This is a genomic window from Chryseobacterium sp. 27AL (assembly GCF_057815395.1).
Map to the genome: position 1 here is coordinate 20,201 of NZ_JBYRIW010000002.1, position 17,429 is coordinate 37,629.

The window sequence follows — 17,429 nt, forward strand, 5'->3', positions numbered from 1 at the left end:
TTTTTTCGAAACTATTGTTATTCAATCTTTTTATATTTGAATTTCGGCTTGATAACATAATTTAAAAATCTTCCTTTTGATTGTACCGTTTTAAATCTTTCAACAACTTCTGCGGGTACTTTTAAATAGTCATATACTGCGCCCGACTGATAAATTATTCTTAAAATTTCAGTCTCAGGAAAATACAGATATTTATTGACTACTGATGACGGCATACAATATTTAGAACAAAAAATATTCCTTAAGATATTGTTTATTCATAAAAAAAACCTTCCGGAGAATTCCGAAAGGTTGATGGTGAGATATTTTAAATGAATTATTTGCCTAATTTATCCTTAAAATCATCGATCCTGAAATCTGTCAAAGCATTTCCTTTTTCTACCTTCTCCTTAGAATAGAGGCGGAAATCATTTTCTGTTTTTTCAAGAAGATAATCGTAAGGTCCGATATGAGAGATCAATTTAACCAAAACAGGAGAGATTTCCAGACAAATGAAAAGTCCCATTATGAATGTGGCGGCCAGACCAATAATGGCAGAATTTTTACCAAGTTCGTCCAAGGCTTGCAGTCTTGCTGCAAAACCATTGAACTTATCTTCAAAAGTTTCGGTAGATTTTCTTTCAGTTTCTAAATTAGTATACACTTTTGAAATTTCCTTATCAAGATATTCCAATCTTGGAGCAACCTGTTTCTGATAATTTTCAAGATCCTGACGTCTTTGTTCTTTTAGTTCCTGTTTACGTTTTGCATTAGGTCCGAAACCTTCTTTACCGCTCGTTAATCCGGATTGTTTTCCCAAAATTTCTTTTTCGAGTTCTACTGATGCAGAATCATAAGATTTCTGATAATTGGCAATTTTTTCTGAGATTTGTTTCTTTTCAGTTTCAAAAGGTCCGCTTTGTTGGAGGATTCTACCGTTCATTTCGCCCTGAAGCTGCTTCTTATTTCTCTGGATAATGGTATTCAGCTGTTTGTTAACTTCTTTTTCAAAGATTTTAAGTTCTAAAGGTTTAGAAATAATAATTCCTAAAAAAGTGGCTAAAATAAGTCTGGGAATGGCCATTAAAACCTGATTCCACCAGGTTCCTGTTTTTTTAATGGAAGAAACGATATAGCGGTCCAGATTAAAGATCATTAATCCCCATAGCACCCCAAAGCCAATTGCAGACCAGATATTATCAAATACAGTGTACATTGCATATCCTGCAGATAATGTTGCGAAAACAGCCGTAAATAAAACGATTCCGCCGATTCCGGCAAATTTATTCCATTCGCTGGGCGTCTTCCGTAAAATGTGAATATTCCCTCCGGAGCAGGCCATCAGAAACTTCTGGAACCAATTTATATTTTGATTCACCTGATTTATAGTTTGTTGATTGTTTTTCATGACAGAAAATTTATACAAATGTACTATTAAAAATTATACCAATGTAAAAGATAGTATTATGTTTTACCAAGTATATTTAAATATTAACTTATTTCACTGTTAATCAATAAATTAAATTTAATTAAGAAAATATTCTTATCTTTAAGTAGCAATCACTAAAATTTTAAATATGAAAAATGTAATGAGCCTTTCGGTGCTGTGTCTTACACTGACTTTATCTTCCTGTAATAAAGAGAAAACAATTGATGATGATCTTAAGGAAGTTGCAGCAAATATCAACAAAACCACACCACAGAATCTTGCTGATGGAGTACGTCTGGACAGCGTATCTGCCCAGCCCGGAAAAATTTTCAGATATAATTACACATTAACTGATGATGAAAAAGAAAGTGTAAGCCCTGAACAGATTGAGGATTTTAAGAACACTGCAAAGGAAGGAGCGCTGAAAGTGATCAAAACCTCTCCCGACATCAAAGAGTTTCGCGATAACGATGTGACGATGGTGTATACTTACTATGATAAGAACGGGAAGCCGACCACGGATTTTAAAATTACTCCTCAGGAATACAAATCAAAATAATTTTTAATTTTTATGATTCCCACAGATTATGTCCTGAAACTATATTTGTGGGAATTATTTTAAACGATCAGGATTTTGCTTTAGAAAGCTTTCCCAACCGGTATAAGATTTTGTATCGGCAATGGTTCCGGAATTAAAATGGTGACATACGGCTACGGCCAGTCCGTCGGAAGCGTCCAGATATTTTGTAGGAAATTCTTTTAAATTCAGTAAACTTTGCAGCATTCCGGCAACCTGTTCTTTACTTGCATTTCCGTTTCCGGTAATGGCCATTTTAATTTTCTTCGGAGAGTATTCAGTAATAGGAATATTCCGGTGAAGGCTGGCTGCCATGGCAACACCCTGTGCTCTTCCCAATTTCAGCATACTTTGCACGTTTTTGCCATAAAAAGGTGCTTCCAGAGCAACTTCATCGGGATGAAACTCATCAATCAAGGCTAAAGTTTTATCAAAAATATACTTCAGCTTAGTCTCATGATTAGGATATTTTTTTAGCAATAATTCATGAATGGATATCATTTCCATTTTACCTTTTTTTACGGAAATAATACCAAACCCCATGACCGTTGTTCCCGGGTCAATTCCTAAAATTATTTTCTCTGCAATCATCAGAGCAAAGATATAACTTTCTAAAATGGTATTTTAAGGAATTAGTATCTTAACTCTTATGATCATGTGTTTTTAATGGTTAACCTAAAAAGCTAGTTGTGTTAGCTTATAGTTTACATTTCAGAAAATATAAAAATAATTTGCATACATAAGAAAATTATGTATAAATTTGCTAGGTATAAAAATCAGACATTGAAAAAGAATAGCCTTTATAAAGGAACACTGCAAAACATCATTCTTAAGCTTCTTGCGAAGGAAGTAAAAATGTATGGTTACCAGATTACACAACGTGCAAAAGAACTTACCCAAGGCGAGCTTGAGATGACAGAAGGGGCACTTTATCCACTTTTGCATAAGCTGGAAGGAGAAGGGATGATCATTTCTGAAGTGCAAAAGATCAACGGGAGAGACCGTAAATATTATCTTTTGACAGACAAGGGAAAAAAACAGCAGGCAGAGCAGGAAGCCGAAATGAAAAACTATTTGTTTAACCTAAATACGATTTTTAATATATGATAACTTTTTTTCAGGAACGAGAAATTGGAAAATATTTACTGTCCAAAAAAATCTCAGGAAAACTTTTAACCGAGATAAAAGATCATATGATTTCTCAGATTTCAGAAATTCAAAAAGATAGAAAATTGGATTTCGAAGATGCTTTTGAAGAAGTAAAAATATATTGGAGTGCAGATCTTAGTATGGTTAAGAAAAATCCTTTTTCAAAACAAAAAATTACAAGGATAGCTTATGAAATTGATAAGATGAATAATAAAAATATGTTACTAAAATCAATTTCAATTGCATTTTTATTTATTTGCATAGAGATCATTTTAGCATTTGCTTTTAATAAGGAATGGTATTTAAATATTAATAAAATCATTAAAATTGTAGCTTTCTGTTTACTCCTTGAGATAATCGTGCTGTATATCCGTCAGAAAAGCATGGAAAATAAGAATTACAGAGGAAATATGGTTTTAAATAATTTCATTCATCCGATGTTAATTTTTATCATTACGCTTGTTGTAGATAATTTAATTGATCTTCCAAAGAATTCATATGTGTTAATTTATGATTATATAAATTTTGGTTCCCAGGAAAAGATAACAACATTATTTTTTGCTGAAAGTATTCTTGCAGGTATTGTTTTTTTGACGTTATATCTATTCTCTTATTTCTCTTTAATAGAAAATATTAGAAAACTTGAAACAGTAAAAAAATATTTCTCATGATAACATTAGAGCAACAGAACGCTATCGGATTATATTTACACTCGAAAAAATTGTCTTCAAAGTTGCATTCCGAAATAAAAGATCATTTTATCCTGCAGATTTCCAATTTGATGGAAGATAAGGGGTATAGTTTTCAGGAAGCATTTCTGGCTACAAAAATCAGTTGGAGAAATGAGTTGGAAATGGTGAAGGCTGATTTCTTTTCATTTAAAAGAATAGCGAAAATCGAAAGAGAAATCCTGCACCAAAGATTCCGCAAAATGACACTTATTTCATTTGTATTTGCCGGAGCATCTTTTATATTGTATTATATAAATCCTGATTTTTTCATCACATTGCAAATATTGCTGACAGGAATTTGGTTTGCCTTCATTCTCTATAGTTTTCTTAAAAAAAGTATGAAATTCTCGCAGTATATTTCGATGAGTTTTCATCCTTTATTAGTGAGAAATATCATTTTTGGACTGGTGGTGTTTTCTTTCGGATATCATTTTACAACAGATCGTTGGGAAATGCTTGATCTTCAGATTGCAAAGTTCTTTTTAATGTATTCTTTAGCCATTCAGTTTCAGCTTTTATATTTTAATTCCAAGAGACTTAATGTTCTATTATAAAAATTTAATGTTAAAATAAGATGTCATTTAAAGAACAGGAGCAACAGGTAACCGATTATCTCATTCTTCACAGGCTGCCCTTAGATATTTTACTGGAAGTGAAAGATCATATGATCTCACAGATTTCAGATATCCAGGCTAATGAGAATGTAAGTTTTGAAGAAGCTTTCCATAAAACACAAAAGATCTGGGAAAATGAATTTAAAACAACCACGTATTCTGTGTTTTACAGCGGAGGAATTCCTGTAATTTTAAAAAGAATTGTTAAGGAAAAGTATAATAATATTATCAGAAAATCCTTACTTCTAGGATTTATTGCTTTTTTAGTGAATGCCGGTCTGGTTTTTATATCGGCAGATCAGGAGGTTTACAACAGTCTTTTAAAATTATACCATTCATTATTTTTACTGGTTCCATTTTTGTGCTGGGTTTTCAGCAAAGATGTGCGGAAGTATGTCAGAAACGATTTTAAATACCAGGGGAAGCTTTTCTATACCGTATATCAGCAAAATCTTGGCATCTTTGCACTATGTATCAATTTACTATTTCAGCTCACTCTAAGAGATGACAGGTATATTTTTACATTTTTCAAAACAGATGATCCCTTTTCAGCTTTCTCATTGTCCATCGCATTGGTTTTTCCGTATGTGCTTTATGTAATGACTATTTTTCTCATGATTAACTTTTTAAAACACAGGGAAAGCTTAAATAAAATGAGAAATTTCTTGAATCTTTCGGTAAATTAATGAATGCTTTTTCATTGTAAAGCCAGATGACAAAACCAGAAAACATATTCACCACCATCACTTTCGGTATCAGATTTTGGTTTTGGATAAGTTTTTTTAACAATTTCACCAATTTCAAAATCAATAGGTTTCTTAAAAATCGGTCCATCAAAAGTGAACGTATGAAATTCACCATTTTCTCCGCAGGGATCTACATTTTCAGGTAAATCTTTAATAAAATTTTCATCAATAATTCTTCCGGCAAAACTTTTGTCAAGATAAGTTTCATTCACACAAGTCACGATTGTTTTAAAACCTAAATCCAGAAAATCATGGATAAGATCAGTGGTATTGATTTTCCATAGGGGAAAAATCCCCTTAATTCCTACAGTCTCTAATTGATCTTCTCGATATTTTCTTAAATCTTCCAGGAAAATGTCTCCAAAAATAGAATGGGTAACGCTATTAGCTTTAATTTCATTCATGGTTTTACTCATGATATCCTGATATTCTTCCATGGTTGGTTCTTGCGGAAGTTCCATTTTAATTAACGGAAATCCTAAACTTTCAGCCTGTTTTTCCAACAATGAAACGTGAACACCGTGCATGGATATTCTTTGGAATTCTTTATTAATACTTGTGAGCAAAGAAGTGATCTCAAATTGGTCTTCTTTTACAATTTTATATAGGGCAAACGCAGAATCTTTTCCGCTGCTCCAGTTGAAGATGGCTTTGGGTTTCATCTCGCAAACATACTATTTAAACAAAAAACCTCAAAGAAAATTCCTTGAGGTTTGATTTATAATTTTTTAAGCATTAGTATTTTAAAATGCCAGTCCGGCCACGGACCTACATATTTCTTCTGTACTTACCGCCTACTTCAAACAAAGCATTGGTAATCTGTCCTAATGAACAATATTTCACGGCATCCATCATCACTTCAAATAAGTTTTGCTGATTGATAGCGGCGTGTTGTAATTGTTTTAATGCTTCATCCGACTTATTTTCATTCGCTTTCTGGAAGTTGTGTAAAGTCTCAATCTGAGCTTGTTTTTCTTCCTCCGTCGAACGGATTACTTCTCCAGGAAGTACTGTTGGCGAACCGTCTTTTCCTAGGAACGTATTTACACCAATGATCGGATATTCTCCCGTGTGTTTCAGCCATTCGTAATGCATCGATTCTTCCTGGATTTTTGAACGCTGATACATGGTTTCCATAGCGCCTAAAACACCACCCCTTTCCGTGATTCTGTCGAATTCTGCATAAACAGCTTCTTCCACCAAATCTGTCAATTCTTCAATAATAAATGAACCCTGAAGCGGATTTTCGTTTTTCGCCAACCCTAATTCTTTATTGATGATCAGCTGAATCGCCATCGCTCTTCGTACAGACTGTTCAGTTGGAGTCGTAATCGCTTCGTCGTAAGCATTCGTGTGCAGTGAATTACAGTTGTCGTAAATTGCATATAACGCCTGTAAAGTCGTTCTGATATCATTAAAGTCAATCTCTTGAGCGTGAAGCGAACGTCCGGAAGTCTGGATGTGATATTTCAGCATCTGGCTTCTTTCGTCAGCTCCGTATTTCAGTTTCATGGCTTTTGCCCAGATTCTTCTTGCTACACGTCCGATTACAGAGTATTCAGGGTCGATACCGTTGGAGAAGAAGAAGGATAAATTTGGTGCAAAATCATTAATATCCATTCCTCTTGACAAATAATATTCCACATACGTGAAACCATTTGCTAATGTAAATGCCAGCTGAGAAACCGGATTGGCTCCCGCTTCCGCAATGTGATAACCAGAGATCGAAACAGAGTAGAAGTTTCTTACTTTTTCTTTGATAAAATATTCCTGAACGTCGCCCATTAATCTCAAGGCAAATTCAGTTGAGAAAATACAGGTGTTTTGTGCCTGGTCTTCTTTTAAAATATCTGCCTGAACCGTTCCGCGAACGGTTGCAATAGTTTTGGCTTTAATTTCAGCATAAACATCGGCAGGAATAATTTCGTCTCCGGTGATTCCCAATAATTTTAAACCTAAACCATTATTGGAAGGCGGTAATTCACCGTTATATTTTGGTCTTGCCAACCCTTTATCGTCAAACTTTTCCTTAAGCTTAGCCTCAACCTTAGCCTCAAGATTATTTTCTGCAATATATTTTTCAACATTCTGGTCAATAGCAGCATTCATAAAGAAAGCCAACAGCATCGGAGCCGGTCCGTTGATCGTCATTGAAACTGAAGTCAATGCATTTACCAAGTCAAATCCTGAATACAGTTTTTTAGCATCATCCAATGTTGCAATTGAAACTCCTGCATTTCCAATTTTCCCATAAATATCCGGTGGTAAAGCTGGGTCTTGTCCGTACAATGTTACCGAGTCAAACGCTGTAGACAAACGTTTTGCCGGCATTTCCGCAGAAACGTAGTGGAATCTTCTGTTGGTTCTCTCAGGACCTCCTTCTCCGGCAAACATTCTTGTTGGGTCTTCTCCTGTTCTTTTGAAAGGATAAATTCCTGCGGTGTAAGGGAAGCTTCCCGGAAGATTTTCCTGGCCTTTCCATTTGATCAGATCGCCCCAATCGTTGTATTTTGGTAAAGCGATTTTTGGAATTCTTAAGTGGGATAAAGATTCTGTTGAGGTTTCAACTTTAATTTCTTTTCCTCTTACGAAGTATGAATAAAACTCTTCATGAAAAGCTTTCTTCGTATCATCCCAAGTTTTCAGGAAGTCGATATTTTCCTGTTGAAGTTCTTTCTCAGCCTTCTGATATTCAGCGTCTAAAGTTTCGTTGGAAAGGAAATTTTTTACCCCTTCAATATGATACATTTTTCTTGCTAATTCAGCCTGCTTTTCAACGGTAGCATCATATTGTCTGTTATTTTCAACAATTTCAGAAAGGTAACGTACTCTTTTCGGAGGAATGATCGTTACTTCGTCTGTAACTTCTTGTTCAATAAAGGTTTGAAACTGAGGAGCATTGTTACCCTGAGCCTGTCGAAGGGTATCGTTGACTTTAGATACCAATCTGTTATATAATTCGGTCGTTCCATGATCATTGAACTGAGATGCTTTTGTCGCATAGACCGGCATTTCGTCCAACGGCTGTTCCCACAGCAAATGATTTCTCTGGAACTGTTTTCTAACCGCCTGAAGCGCATCAAGTGCACCTCTTTTGTCCGATTTATTTAAAGCAACCAAATCAGCATAATCCAACATGTCGATTTTTTCCAGCTGTGTGGAAGCTCCGTATTCAGGAGTCATCACATACATGGAAACATCTGCGAAATCAGAAACTTCTGAACCGGATTGTCCGATACCTGAAGTTTCTAAAATGATAACATCAGGATGAGCTAATTTCAACACATTCAAAGCGGAATGAATAAACGGAGAAACAGAAACGTTGTTTTCTCTCGTCGCCATCGAACGCATATAAACTCTCGGGTCATTGATCGCGTTCATACGGATTCTGTCTCCCAATAACGCCCCTCCGGTTTTCTTTTTTGAAGGGTCAATAGAGATGATCGCAATCTTTTTATCGGTGTTAGAACGGAGGAAGCGTCTTACCAGCTCGTCTGTTAATGAAGATTTTCCTGCCCCACCAGTACCGGTGATCCCAATAATCGGAATGTGTAAATCTTTTGATTTTTCGTCGATGGCTTGTATTAATTCAGGCTTTTCATCGGAAAAGTTTTCCACAGCTGAAATGATTTTAGCAATACTCGTAGGATTTTCGAAATTAATTGAATCCAAATCTGTTGCTGTCACCTCTTTCCCCGTTGCAAAATCTGATCTCTGGACTAAATCGTCAATCATTCCCTGTAATCCAAGCTCACGACCGTCATCTGGGGAATAAATTCTATCGATTCCGTAAGACATTAAATCTTTGATTTCTTCAGGCAGAATAACACCGCCGCCGCCGCCAAAAATTTTGATTTGCGGAGAATTTTTTTCTCTTAAAAGGTCATAAATGTATTTAAAATATTCATTGTGACCACCTTGATAAGATGTTAAGGCAATCGCGTTGGCATCTTCCTGAATCGCTGTATTGACAACTTCTTCAGCAGATTTGTCATGTCCAAGGTGAATGACTTCGCATCCTGTTCCCTGGATCACACGACGCATAATATTAATCGCAGCATCATGTCCGTCGAATAACGACGCAGCTGTTACGATTCTTACTTTGTTTTTAGGAGTATATTTTTGGGTTTCCATAAAAAATCTAGAAAATTTCTGAATTCCAAATATAACAATAAAATAACAACCTTTAGTTTGTGATTAATGTTTTGATTTTTAATATTTTAAATGAAATTTATATTTTAAGCATTTTTCCAATAGAACAAACGTTCGTTTAGGATAAGGTTGAGACTGAGATTTAGTGTATGGTGGAAAAATTTAAAAAAATAGAATATTAATTTCAAAATTACCTCCTTTTAAATTCTCAAATTAATTTCTCTACTTTTGCATCATATTTAAAGTATATGAAAAAGGCATTGCTCTATTTTTTATTGGGAACGGTTTTAAGTTTTTTAATTAATTATTTCTTTTACAGTTCAGAGAATATAGGACTTGATATTTATTATGCCATTGCATTTGGTTTTGCCTGGGGAACTGCCTATTATCTGGATACGCCCAATTTCACACTGCCTCAAAAGCTAGGTTTGTCTTTTTTGGCAATGGCCGTTTTGGTAGCGGTTGGTGCTTTATTATTCAATCTCGAATTGGCAATACCTTCTGTCCTGAAATTTTCTACGGTTTTTGTTGCTTATTATCTTATTGCAAGCTTCAGGGCCAGTAAAACACTTCGTAATTAATGCATCATCATAAAGCTGATATACATCAGTAAAAGCAGCATGCATATAATTCCTATAAAGTTTATGATCAGCAGTAAAAACCCTTTTATCACACTGATTCCTCTTGAGCTTTCATATACCCGGTGGTGTGCTATAAAAAAGTAGATAAATATATAGATAACACCACCCATATAAGCTAATATCTGTAAGACAGTAACGAAAATATTGTCCGGAATCATATCGAGAAACCTGTTAAAGAATATCAGAATAAGGATCCCTAATAACAGAAAAGAGAAATAATGGAGTGTAAATATGCCATGGTCAAAATACCACCATTTCTTTTTGTTGTGGAAAATCCATAGGAAAAAAGCAAAAATAGGAAGATACACAAAAAGAGCCTTTGGAAGTGTATGGATAAAAGTTTCAGAGAATCTGTTGAGAATTTCCTCCTTTCCCAGACCCTGTTCCTGCAGATGAAATACTTTTGATGCAAAAGGCCTCAGGAAATCAAAAACACGACGATCACTGACTTTTTTTGCATAGAGAGAATCAAACTGCTTCATATTGGTAGCCCCCAGAACACTCATTTTTCCATCATTGGTTTCTGATAAAGCATCAGTTTCTATATCATTGCCATTGACCTGCGTAATTTTGGCATCTTTATAGGTTTCTGTTTCCTTATTTTTAATATTCTCTTTACTCTTTAACTGCAGTGCAAGACTGTCTGTAAATTTGGTAATTCTCTTTTCCGTTTGTTTTTCCTTCAATTCTTTAGCCGTGATCTCTTTCTTATTTTGCTTGTCATCATATTCTTCAGTGCCGGAAAATAAAGAGGGAAGAAGAAAGGTTATGAAACTTATAAAAATATAAAGCTTTACCGGAGCGACATACGTCTGTCTTTTTCCTGCAAGATATTCTTTGGTAAGCCTACCAGGATTGAGCAAAAGATACCTGATGGTTTTCCAGAACTGACCGTCATAATGCGTAAAATCCTCAATAAAATGCGTGAAAAGATAATGAAACGGCTGTTTTGTTTCGGTATTTTCCTGTCCGCAGTGTGGGCAGAATCTTTCTTCAACAAGATGACCGCAATTAAGACAGGTTTTATCTGCTCTGATTTTTCCGTGGCTCATAGTTTATATAAGGTTTAGAACAAATATACATATTTGCTTTAAATTATGATGGTATCTTCAATTTTTGTAATTAATTTTTAAATTAAATTTAATTAATGCCACGATAAGAAGTTAATTATTTAATTTTGGTTAATCGTATTTCTTATTCATATTGCACTTACAATTTTTGCTATAAGCGACTATTTAAGAATCAATTAAAAGAATATATAAGGAAAAGTATATCAATATATAAATCAAATATATTTTGCATTCCGAAAATAATTTGTACCTTTGCACACCCTTTTAGGGGAAAATTATGTTTAATCTTTAACTAAAACGTGTGAATACATTAAGTTACAAAACTGTTTCAGCGAACAAAGCTACTGCTAATAAAGAATGGGTTGTGGTAGACGCTGAAGGACAGCCGTTAGGTAGATTAGCTTCTACGGTTGCAAAGATTTTGAGAGGTAAGCACAAGACGAACTACACACCTCACGTAGATTGTGGTGACAACGTAATCGTTTTGAATGCTGGGAAAGTAACTCTTTCCGGAAACAAGTGGAACGATAAGACTTATATCTGGCATACAGGATATCCTGGAGGTCAAAAGTCTATGACTGCGGCTGAACTTCAAAAGAAAGATTCTTTAAAAGTATTGGAAAAATCAGTAAAAGGAATGTTACCAAAAAACAGACTTGGAGCTGCTATCCTTAAGAATCTTTATTTATATGAAGGAACTGAGCACAAACACGAAGCTCAACAGCCTAAAACAATTAATGTTAACGAATTTAAATAATTAATATGTCTACAGTTCACAAAATCGGAAGAAGAAAAACTTCTGTAGCAAGAGTTTACGTAAAGCCAGGTACTGGTAATATTACGGTAAACGGTAAAGATGCTAAAGAATACTTCTCTACAGATGTAATGGTTTACAAATTAAACCAACCATTTATCCTTTCTGAAACTGTTGGTCAGTACGACGTTACCGTAAACGTTTTCGGTGGTGGAAATACAGGTCAGGCAGAAGCTATCAGATTAGGTATTTCAAGAGCTTTGTGCGAAATCAACGCTGAGTTCAGATTAGCATTGAAGCCAGCTGGTTTACTTACAAGAGACGCAAGAATGGTGGAAAGAAAGAAGCCAGGTCAGAAAAAAGCAAGAAAGAGATTCCAATTCTCAAAACGTTAAGATTTGCTGTTGGCGAATGGCTATTAGCTATTGCCTACAGAAATGTATTAAATTTTATTTAAACTTAATCTCGGCGCAAAGCCCATTGCCAAAAGCAAAAAGCAAACCGCCAATTGCCCGTTACGTTTAGCATCCAAACGCTTCTCCCATCTAAAGAAGTTGTTGATTGTTTAAAAGACGGAAAGTAAACTAACAAAAACAAAAAACATGGCAAAAGCAAATGTAAAAGACCTTCTAGAGGCTGGCGTACACTTCGGTCACATGACCAGAAAGTGGAACCCAAATATGGCTCCATACATTTTTATGGAGAAAAATGGTATTCACATTGTAGACTTACATAAAACAGCTGTTAAATTGGATGAAGCTTGTAGCGCTTTAGAAAAATTAACTTCTGCAGGTAAAAAAGTTCTTTTCGTAGCTACTAAAAAGCAAGCGAAAGAGGTGGTTGCAAAACACGCTTCTGAACTTAATATGCCTTATATTACAGAAAGATGGCCTGGTGGTATGTTAACGAATTTCGTTACTATCAGAAAGGCTGTTAAAAAAATGAACTCCATCGACAAAATGAAAAAAGATGGTACGTTCGAAACTTTATCTAAAAAAGAAAGATTACAGGTAGACAGACAAAGAGCTAACCTTGAGAAGAACTTAGGTTCTATCGCTGACATGGTGAGACTTCCGTCTGCTGTATTTGTAGTTGATATCTTGAGAGAGCACATCGCTGTAACTGAAGCTAAAAAATTAGGTATTCCAGTTTTCGGTATCGTTGATACAAACTCTGATCCTAGAAAAGTAGACTTCGTAATCCCAGGAAACGATGATGCTTCTAAATCTATCGACATGATCCTTAGCGTAGTTTCTGAAGCTATCAAAGAAGGTCAGTCTCAGAGAAAAGCTGATAAAGAAAAATCTAAAGAAGAAGGAGAAGTAGTATCTGCTGATAAAGATGCTGACTTCGATGCAGAATAATTAAGATTTTCTTACCATACAAAACCGCTGAATTCTTTGAATTCAGCGGTTTTTTGTTTTCGTTGAAAGGCTTTAATCAATTCGAAAGCTTTACCTCGTAAGAACTTGAAACAAATTTTGTATTGTGGTAAACGGCATTACAAACCATTCCTGAGAGATTGTAATTTTGATTCTTTGGAACCATTACGGCTCCTATCTTATTGGCTCCAATAGGTACTTTTTTAAAATAATTAGTTCCACTAATGGTAAGAACCATATTGCAGCGGGACTTGTTTTCCACGGTGATTGACGTCTTGGGATCATTGGATGAATCATTCAATAAATACGTTAAAACCTCAGCTGTTTCAGATTTATATGTTTTCATTAATGCCTGATATTCTCTTTCGACCTGCGCCGCGGAAGTGGTACTGCTTCCGGTATTTGTGGAAACAGGATTAGGTTTGCGTACAGGATAATTTGTTTTAGAAACTTTATTGCCGCAGCTGTTCAGGAACAGAATAAGTACAAGTGAAAACGAAATATACTTCTTCATATCAATACATTTATAAATACAAAGATAGTCTTTACTGTTCAGATAATGATGGATAAAGGTTTTCGCGGGACATGGCAAAACGTCGAAACCTTTCGTCCGAAACGTCGAGACGTTTTATCTAAAACCACGGGACCTTTTTACCAAAACGTCGAAACGTTTTATCTATAGCGTCGAAACGTTTTATCTAAAGCGTCGAAACGTTTTTCCAGGATAAAATGCACAGGCAAGAATCGACCTTTTTACCAGCTGAATTTTGACGCACGGGTTTGATTTAATTTGCAAAGTGCCATTTACTTTTTCCCTGTAGTTTTTGCTGTTGCTGGTTTAGGATTGCTTATTGTCAGAAAAAGACTCTTGCTAAGATCTTTTTTGGAAGAATAAACCACGTCACAAACATTTCCTGTCAAGGTATAAGTTCCTTTTTTTATAACAATAAAATTTTCGCCTTTTGCGGGTACAGCCATGTTGTAAAAGTCTTTTCCCTGAATCTTCAGCACCAGATTACAGTCGGATTGATTTTTAAATAACAGAATAATTTCCTTGCTGTTGATGTCTTCATCAAACATGGCGTTGAGAAGCTTTACGGTTTTGTCTTTGTGCTCTTGAGAAGTCGAGGCAATGAGCCGTTTAAATTCTTCAGCCTCTTCAGAGTTCGGCTTTCTTATAGCACCACTCGGAATTTCAGATATAATCGGCCTGGCTTCCATTGGTTTTGCATCCTTTTTACCTTTGGTCCACTCAGCGTTTTTCAATGCAATGAGCTTGGGTTTCAGGACGCTTCTTTTAGGATCGTCCGGATGTGTTGTAGCGAGATAATTTTCAATTTCCTTAATGTCGGTACTTTCTAAAATGTCATGGGAACGGTTTTCAATACCAGAACTTTTACACGCCATAAGGGTGCATAATAAAATAATAAAGATGTTTTTTTTCATAGCTGATGTTAATGTGTTTTATAAATAGAAATAAGAGGATATAAAATTTATATCCTTTGGAGCAACTACAATAATTGCCTAAAATACAATAATCTGGAATGGGAATAACGGGAATAGTGTTTTTTTCATCTTTTTTGTTTTTAATTAATTTTAAACTTTATATACGTTATCGTTTTTCCTTTAGCAGAAAACAATTCTTCGTAATAGGTTTTAATATCCCTTAAATGCGGTGTATTCGGATCATATTCAGGAGCTCCGTAAATATCATGATGCGCCGAGATAATTTCATAGCCGGCTCCCTGTAGAAAGCCAAGGGTGTAGCCATGTAGAAATTCTGAATCTGTCTTTAAATGAACAATTCCGCCGGGCTTCAGGAATTTTTTGTACCTGTCTAAAAAGTCAGGATGTGTAAGTCGGTGCTTGGTACGTTTGTATTTGATCTGAGGATCCGGGAATGTGATCCATATTTCATCGACTTCATTTTCTCCGAAAAAGTAGTCTACCAGCTCGATCTGAGTTCTTAGAAACGCTACATTGTGCATATTGCTCTCATGAGCTTCTTTAGCACCAAACCAGAACCTTGCCCCTTTAATATCAATTCCAATAAAGTTTTTTTCAGGGAAAGTTTTTGCAAGTCCTACAGTATATTCTCCTTTACCACAACCTAATTCCAGAACGATTGGATGATCATTCTTAAAAAACTCTGTTCTCCATTTTCCTTTAAGATTGAAGCCGTTCAGGGCTTCTTCTCTTGTAGGCTGAACAACGTTTGGTAATATTTTATTTTCTGCGAATCTTGCTATTTTATTTTTACCCATGAAACATTTCTAAAATCTTGCAAAAATAACAAAATTTTAGATGCTTTCTTTACATGATAAAATTAAATTGAGAAATTATTTCCTGGCTGAACTTCCGAGTGCGACCATTAAAGGTTTCTGTATAGTTTTCTGTGAGGCATACTGCGCTCCGCAGACGATGCTGGTAAAAAGGTAATCGCCTTTCTGCACGACAATAGAATTGTCTCCATGTGCTGGAACAGGAAGCCTGTATTTTGTGATGCCTATGCCTTCTATCCTGACAATAATATTGCAGTCGGATTTATTTTCAATCATGACAATGCACTCTTTGGCATTAGGATCGTTATCAAAAAGTGAATTTAATATTTTTACGGTCTTATTTTTATGCTCTACAGGATTTTCCGCCATTAACATATTGAATTCTGAAGCTTCTGTGTCGGGTATGGCGGCAGTTGTAACAGTTGGTGTAGCGGTAGGCGCTATATAAACATTCTGTGGATTACTGGGTGTGTAAACGACCGCAGATTGACCAACCTGTAATTCTTTCTGATATTTTGCGATTTGTTTTTTTCGGATGTTGGCATTGAATTCCTCAAACGATATTTTTGTGGAAGGACGTCTTTTCAGCATAGCGAGCCAGTCCTGCATCTGTCTTACTTTGGTATCGCCAGGCTTTGCATTTTTGATATATTCCTTCATCATTTCCATGACACGGGGTTTCAGTACGGATCTTCTGGGATCATCCGGATGGGCGTCTCTCAGAAATGCATTGATTTCGTATATATTTTTGCTTTTTAAAATATCACTGTAGTCTTTACCTTTTTTCTGAGCCGAAATATTTACGAAAACAATAGTGCTAAAAATCAAAAGTATATTTTTCATTCACAGATATTAAAAGATTATTATAAGTTACAAGCCTCTGGAATTATAACGGAATTAAAGTATTTTTTGTATACTGCACTCGATTGTGATAAAATTAAATTTAAAACGAAAATGTATACTGCAGCTGTATCAGTATGCATTTTACTACAGATTTCGATTATTTTACAATTTCCTGAAGATGCGAGTTTCTTAGCCTTCGCTGATAGATCGGCAGATATTTTTCGATAGGAATTTTAATGGCTTCAAAATTACCAGCCATGATATACGGCTCAATATTTTCTGAAGTATATACAAACTGAAGGAAATTATCAATCAGATTTTCAGGTATTTTAAACCTTGTAAAATAGTCTTTTCCTAAATAATTCTTAATCTGCGTAACAGAATTATTCATTCTCTCATACGCCATGTAGCGTTGCTTTTTCTTCCGCTCACCGGAAAGAATATCATAAATACTCTCAAGGCTGAAGGTAAGTCCGCCATCTCTTAATCCTGCAACCGGAAGCTGAGGAGGAGTGCCGTCTCCTTTAGGCTCGGGCAATCCTATTACTTTTTTTATAGCCAGTCCTTTGTCTTCTTTTCTTAAAGCATTTACATCATATCTCAGATTTCCTGTAGGCTTGAATCTGTTGATCACGACTTCCTGAATATCATGATAAGCAATTTTTAACTCAATTAGATTTCTCTGGCCCATCATTTCGGGTGTCAGTTTAATATCTTTTCTTTCTGTAACGATAGACGTAAAACGTATAATATCACCCGGATTGGCAGAAATATTAAAATCACCATTATAATCACTGAGAACGGTCTTCTGAGTAGTAATGTTGGTAACATACACCTGATTAAGATATAAAACGGAGTTATCTCTTAAAAAAACTTCCCCGGAATACGACTGAGCGTTAATTTTTATCAGAAAAACCAACAGCAATAGGATAAATAGTTTCTTCATATAATTAAGGCAAAATTAAGCAGAAATGCATCAATTTATACCTATTTTAGTAGTGAAAACAGGTTAAAGTTATATTAAACTTTGCTCAAAAATTGTTAATGAATGTTATAATCGAAGTAATGATTTGACGATAA

The 17,429-nt window shown here is 35.1% G+C and carries 20 protein-coding genes; 9 read left to right on the plus strand and 11 right to left on the minus strand.

Going from position 1 to position 17,429, the window contains the following annotated elements; genetic code table 11:
• Positions 1-17: 17 nt before the first annotated feature.
• Entirely contained in the window at positions 18-215 is a 198-nt protein-coding gene (locus AC3WV0_RS05610; RefSeq protein WP_488844758.1) for a KTSC domain-containing protein, read from the minus strand.
• 101 nt (positions 216-316) lie between these two features.
• Positions 317-1,387 carry a DUF4407 domain-containing protein gene (locus tag AC3WV0_RS05615; RefSeq protein WP_488844760.1) on the minus strand — a complete coding sequence of 357 codons (1,071 nt, stop codon included), beginning with the start codon at positions 1,385-1,387 and terminating at the stop codon, positions 317-319.
• A gap of 169 nt (positions 1,388-1,556) precedes the next feature.
• On the opposite strand from AC3WV0_RS05615, the gene AC3WV0_RS05620 reads away from it, so the two are divergent.
• The gene (locus tag AC3WV0_RS05620; RefSeq protein ID WP_488844762.1) at positions 1,557-1,967 is read left to right on the plus strand and encodes a hypothetical protein; all 411 of its coding nucleotides are present in this window, start codon (positions 1,557-1,559) and stop codon (positions 1,965-1,967) included.
• A 54-nt stretch (positions 1,968-2,021) separates the two neighbouring features.
• On the opposite strand, the gene ruvC is transcribed toward AC3WV0_RS05620, so the two are convergent.
• Positions 2,022-2,576, minus strand: a complete 555-nt coding sequence (ruvC, locus tag AC3WV0_RS05625; protein ID WP_488844764.1) for a crossover junction endodeoxyribonuclease RuvC — start codon at positions 2,574-2,576, stop codon at positions 2,022-2,024.
• Positions 2,577-2,768: 192 nt separating this feature from the next.
• Here ruvC and AC3WV0_RS05630 point away from each other — a divergent pair, with 192 nt between their 5' ends.
• From AC3WV0_RS05630 to AC3WV0_RS05645, 4 genes are read left to right on the plus strand one after another with little or no spacing between them, the layout of a single operon-like run.
• A complete protein-coding gene (locus tag AC3WV0_RS05630) occupies positions 2,769-3,092 on the plus strand; it encodes a PadR family transcriptional regulator (RefSeq protein WP_488844766.1) in 324 nt (107 codons plus the stop codon).
• Positions 3,089-3,805, plus strand: a complete 717-nt coding sequence (locus tag AC3WV0_RS05635) for a hypothetical protein (protein WP_488844768.1) — start codon at positions 3,089-3,091, stop codon at positions 3,803-3,805. The genes AC3WV0_RS05630 and AC3WV0_RS05635 overlap by 4 nt, the downstream gene beginning before the upstream one ends.
• Positions 3,802-4,419, plus strand: coding sequence for a hypothetical protein (locus AC3WV0_RS05640; protein ID WP_488844769.1), 618 nt, complete (start codon positions 3,802-3,804; stop codon positions 4,417-4,419). Before AC3WV0_RS05635 ends, AC3WV0_RS05640 begins: the two co-directional genes overlap by 4 nt.
• A 20-nt stretch (positions 4,420-4,439) precedes the next feature.
• The gene (locus AC3WV0_RS05645) at positions 4,440-5,165 is read left to right on the plus strand and encodes a hypothetical protein (RefSeq protein WP_488844771.1); all 726 of its coding nucleotides are present in this window, start codon (positions 4,440-4,442) and stop codon (positions 5,163-5,165) included.
• Positions 5,166-5,176: 11 nt separating this feature from the next.
• On the opposite strand, the gene AC3WV0_RS05650 is transcribed toward AC3WV0_RS05645, so the two are convergent.
• Both AC3WV0_RS05650 and AC3WV0_RS05655 read right to left on the minus strand, forming a co-directional pair.
• Positions 5,177-5,887 carry a Dph6-related ATP pyrophosphatase gene (locus AC3WV0_RS05650; protein ID WP_488844773.1) on the minus strand — a complete coding sequence of 237 codons (711 nt, stop codon included), beginning with the start codon at positions 5,885-5,887 and terminating at the stop codon, positions 5,177-5,179.
• 106 nt (positions 5,888-5,993) lie between these two features.
• Entirely contained in the window at positions 5,994-9,359 is a 3,366-nt protein-coding gene (locus AC3WV0_RS05655) for a methylmalonyl-CoA mutase family protein (protein WP_488844775.1), read from the minus strand.
• A gap of 266 nt (positions 9,360-9,625) precedes the next feature.
• Between AC3WV0_RS05655 and AC3WV0_RS05660 the strand changes: the two genes are divergently transcribed.
• Complete coding sequence (locus AC3WV0_RS05660) at positions 9,626-9,958, plus strand: hypothetical protein (protein ID WP_488844777.1); 333 nt, start codon at positions 9,626-9,628, stop codon at positions 9,956-9,958.
• Here the strand turns inward: AC3WV0_RS05660 and AC3WV0_RS05665 are convergent.
• Positions 9,955-11,070: a DUF3667 domain-containing protein gene (locus tag AC3WV0_RS05665; protein ID WP_488844779.1), complete on the minus strand. Its 1,116-nt coding sequence runs from the start codon at positions 11,068-11,070 to the stop codon at positions 9,955-9,957. The genes AC3WV0_RS05660 and AC3WV0_RS05665 overlap by 4 nt on opposite strands.
• Before the next feature lie 319 nt (positions 11,071-11,389).
• Between AC3WV0_RS05665 and rplM the strand changes: the two genes are divergently transcribed.
• From rplM to rpsB, 3 genes are all read left to right on the plus strand, one after another.
• Positions 11,390-11,845, plus strand: a complete 456-nt coding sequence (gene rplM, locus AC3WV0_RS05670) for a 50S ribosomal protein L13 (protein ID WP_027381190.1) — start codon at positions 11,390-11,392, stop codon at positions 11,843-11,845.
• 5 nt (positions 11,846-11,850) lie between these two features.
• Positions 11,851-12,237, plus strand: a complete 387-nt coding sequence (rpsI, locus tag AC3WV0_RS05675; protein WP_072883409.1) for a 30S ribosomal protein S9 — start codon at positions 11,851-11,853, stop codon at positions 12,235-12,237.
• A gap of 207 nt (positions 12,238-12,444) precedes the next feature.
• Entirely contained in the window at positions 12,445-13,206 is a 762-nt protein-coding gene (gene rpsB / locus AC3WV0_RS05680; RefSeq protein ID WP_089998447.1) for a 30S ribosomal protein S2, read from the plus strand.
• Positions 13,207-13,282: 76 nt separating this feature from the next.
• On the opposite strand, the gene AC3WV0_RS05685 is transcribed toward rpsB, so the two are convergent.
• The 5 genes from AC3WV0_RS05685 to AC3WV0_RS05705 form a co-directional block, all read right to left on the minus strand.
• Positions 13,283-13,738, minus strand: coding sequence for a DUF6759 domain-containing protein (locus AC3WV0_RS05685; protein WP_488844781.1), 456 nt, complete (start codon positions 13,736-13,738; stop codon positions 13,283-13,285).
• 290 nt (positions 13,739-14,028) lie between these two features.
• Positions 14,029-14,670 (minus strand): DUF6759 domain-containing protein, encoded by a 642-nt coding sequence (locus tag AC3WV0_RS05690; RefSeq protein ID WP_488844783.1) that lies wholly within the window; start codon positions 14,668-14,670, stop codon positions 14,029-14,031.
• A 140-nt stretch (positions 14,671-14,810) separates the two neighbouring features.
• Positions 14,811-15,488 carry a tRNA (guanosine(46)-N7)-methyltransferase TrmB gene (trmB, locus tag AC3WV0_RS05695; protein WP_312899867.1) on the minus strand — a complete coding sequence of 226 codons (678 nt, stop codon included), beginning with the start codon at positions 15,486-15,488 and terminating at the stop codon, positions 14,811-14,813.
• A gap of 75 nt (positions 15,489-15,563) precedes the next feature.
• Positions 15,564-16,349, minus strand: coding sequence for a DUF6759 domain-containing protein (locus AC3WV0_RS05700; RefSeq protein ID WP_488844785.1), 786 nt, complete (start codon positions 16,347-16,349; stop codon positions 15,564-15,566).
• 157 nt (positions 16,350-16,506) lie between these two features.
• Positions 16,507-17,295 (minus strand): hypothetical protein, encoded by a 789-nt coding sequence (locus AC3WV0_RS05705; RefSeq protein ID WP_488844787.1) that lies wholly within the window; start codon positions 17,293-17,295, stop codon positions 16,507-16,509.
• Between the last annotated feature and the right edge of the window lie 134 nt (positions 17,296-17,429).

Coding starts and splice junctions, on each gene's coding strand:
- AC3WV0_RS05705 (WP_488844787.1), bottom strand. CDS start 17,295: ATGAAGAAACTATTTATCCTATTGCTGTTGGTTTTTCTGATAAAAATT.
- AC3WV0_RS05665 (WP_488844779.1), bottom strand. CDS start 11,070: ATGAGCCACGGAAAAATCAGAGCAGATAAAACCTGTCTTAATTGCGGT.
- ruvC (WP_488844764.1), bottom strand. CDS start 2,576: ATGATTGCAGAGAAAATAATTTTAGGAATTGACCCGGGAACAACGGTC.
- AC3WV0_RS05610 (WP_488844758.1), bottom strand. CDS start 215: ATGCCGTCATCAGTAGTCAATAAATATCTGTATTTTCCTGAGACTGAA.
- AC3WV0_RS05640 (WP_488844769.1), top strand. CDS start 3,802: ATGATAACATTAGAGCAACAGAACGCTATCGGATTATATTTACACTCG.
- AC3WV0_RS05615 (WP_488844760.1), bottom strand. CDS start 1,387: ATGAAAAACAATCAACAAACTATAAATCAGGTGAATCAAAATATAAAT.
- rpsI (WP_072883409.1), top strand. CDS start 11,851: ATGTCTACAGTTCACAAAATCGGAAGAAGAAAAACTTCTGTAGCAAGA.
- AC3WV0_RS05645 (WP_488844771.1), top strand. CDS start 4,440: ATGTCATTTAAAGAACAGGAGCAACAGGTAACCGATTATCTCATTCTT.
- AC3WV0_RS05660 (WP_488844777.1), top strand. CDS start 9,626: ATGAAAAAGGCATTGCTCTATTTTTTATTGGGAACGGTTTTAAGTTTT.
- AC3WV0_RS05690 (WP_488844783.1), bottom strand. CDS start 14,670: ATGAAAAAAAACATCTTTATTATTTTATTATGCACCCTTATGGCGTGT.
- AC3WV0_RS05700 (WP_488844785.1), bottom strand. CDS start 16,349: ATGAAAAATATACTTTTGATTTTTAGCACTATTGTTTTCGTAAATATT.
- AC3WV0_RS05620 (WP_488844762.1), top strand. CDS start 1,557: ATGAAAAATGTAATGAGCCTTTCGGTGCTGTGTCTTACACTGACTTTA.
- AC3WV0_RS05650 (WP_488844773.1), bottom strand. CDS start 5,887: ATGAAACCCAAAGCCATCTTCAACTGGAGCAGCGGAAAAGATTCTGCG.
- AC3WV0_RS05635 (WP_488844768.1), top strand. CDS start 3,089: ATGATAACTTTTTTTCAGGAACGAGAAATTGGAAAATATTTACTGTCC.
- AC3WV0_RS05655 (WP_488844775.1), bottom strand. CDS start 9,359: ATGGAAACCCAAAAATATACTCCTAAAAACAAAGTAAGAATCGTAACA.
- rpsB (WP_089998447.1), top strand. CDS start 12,445: ATGGCAAAAGCAAATGTAAAAGACCTTCTAGAGGCTGGCGTACACTTC.
- trmB (WP_312899867.1), bottom strand. CDS start 15,488: ATGGGTAAAAATAAAATAGCAAGATTCGCAGAAAATAAAATATTACCA.
- AC3WV0_RS05685 (WP_488844781.1), bottom strand. CDS start 13,738: ATGAAGAAGTATATTTCGTTTTCACTTGTACTTATTCTGTTCCTGAAC.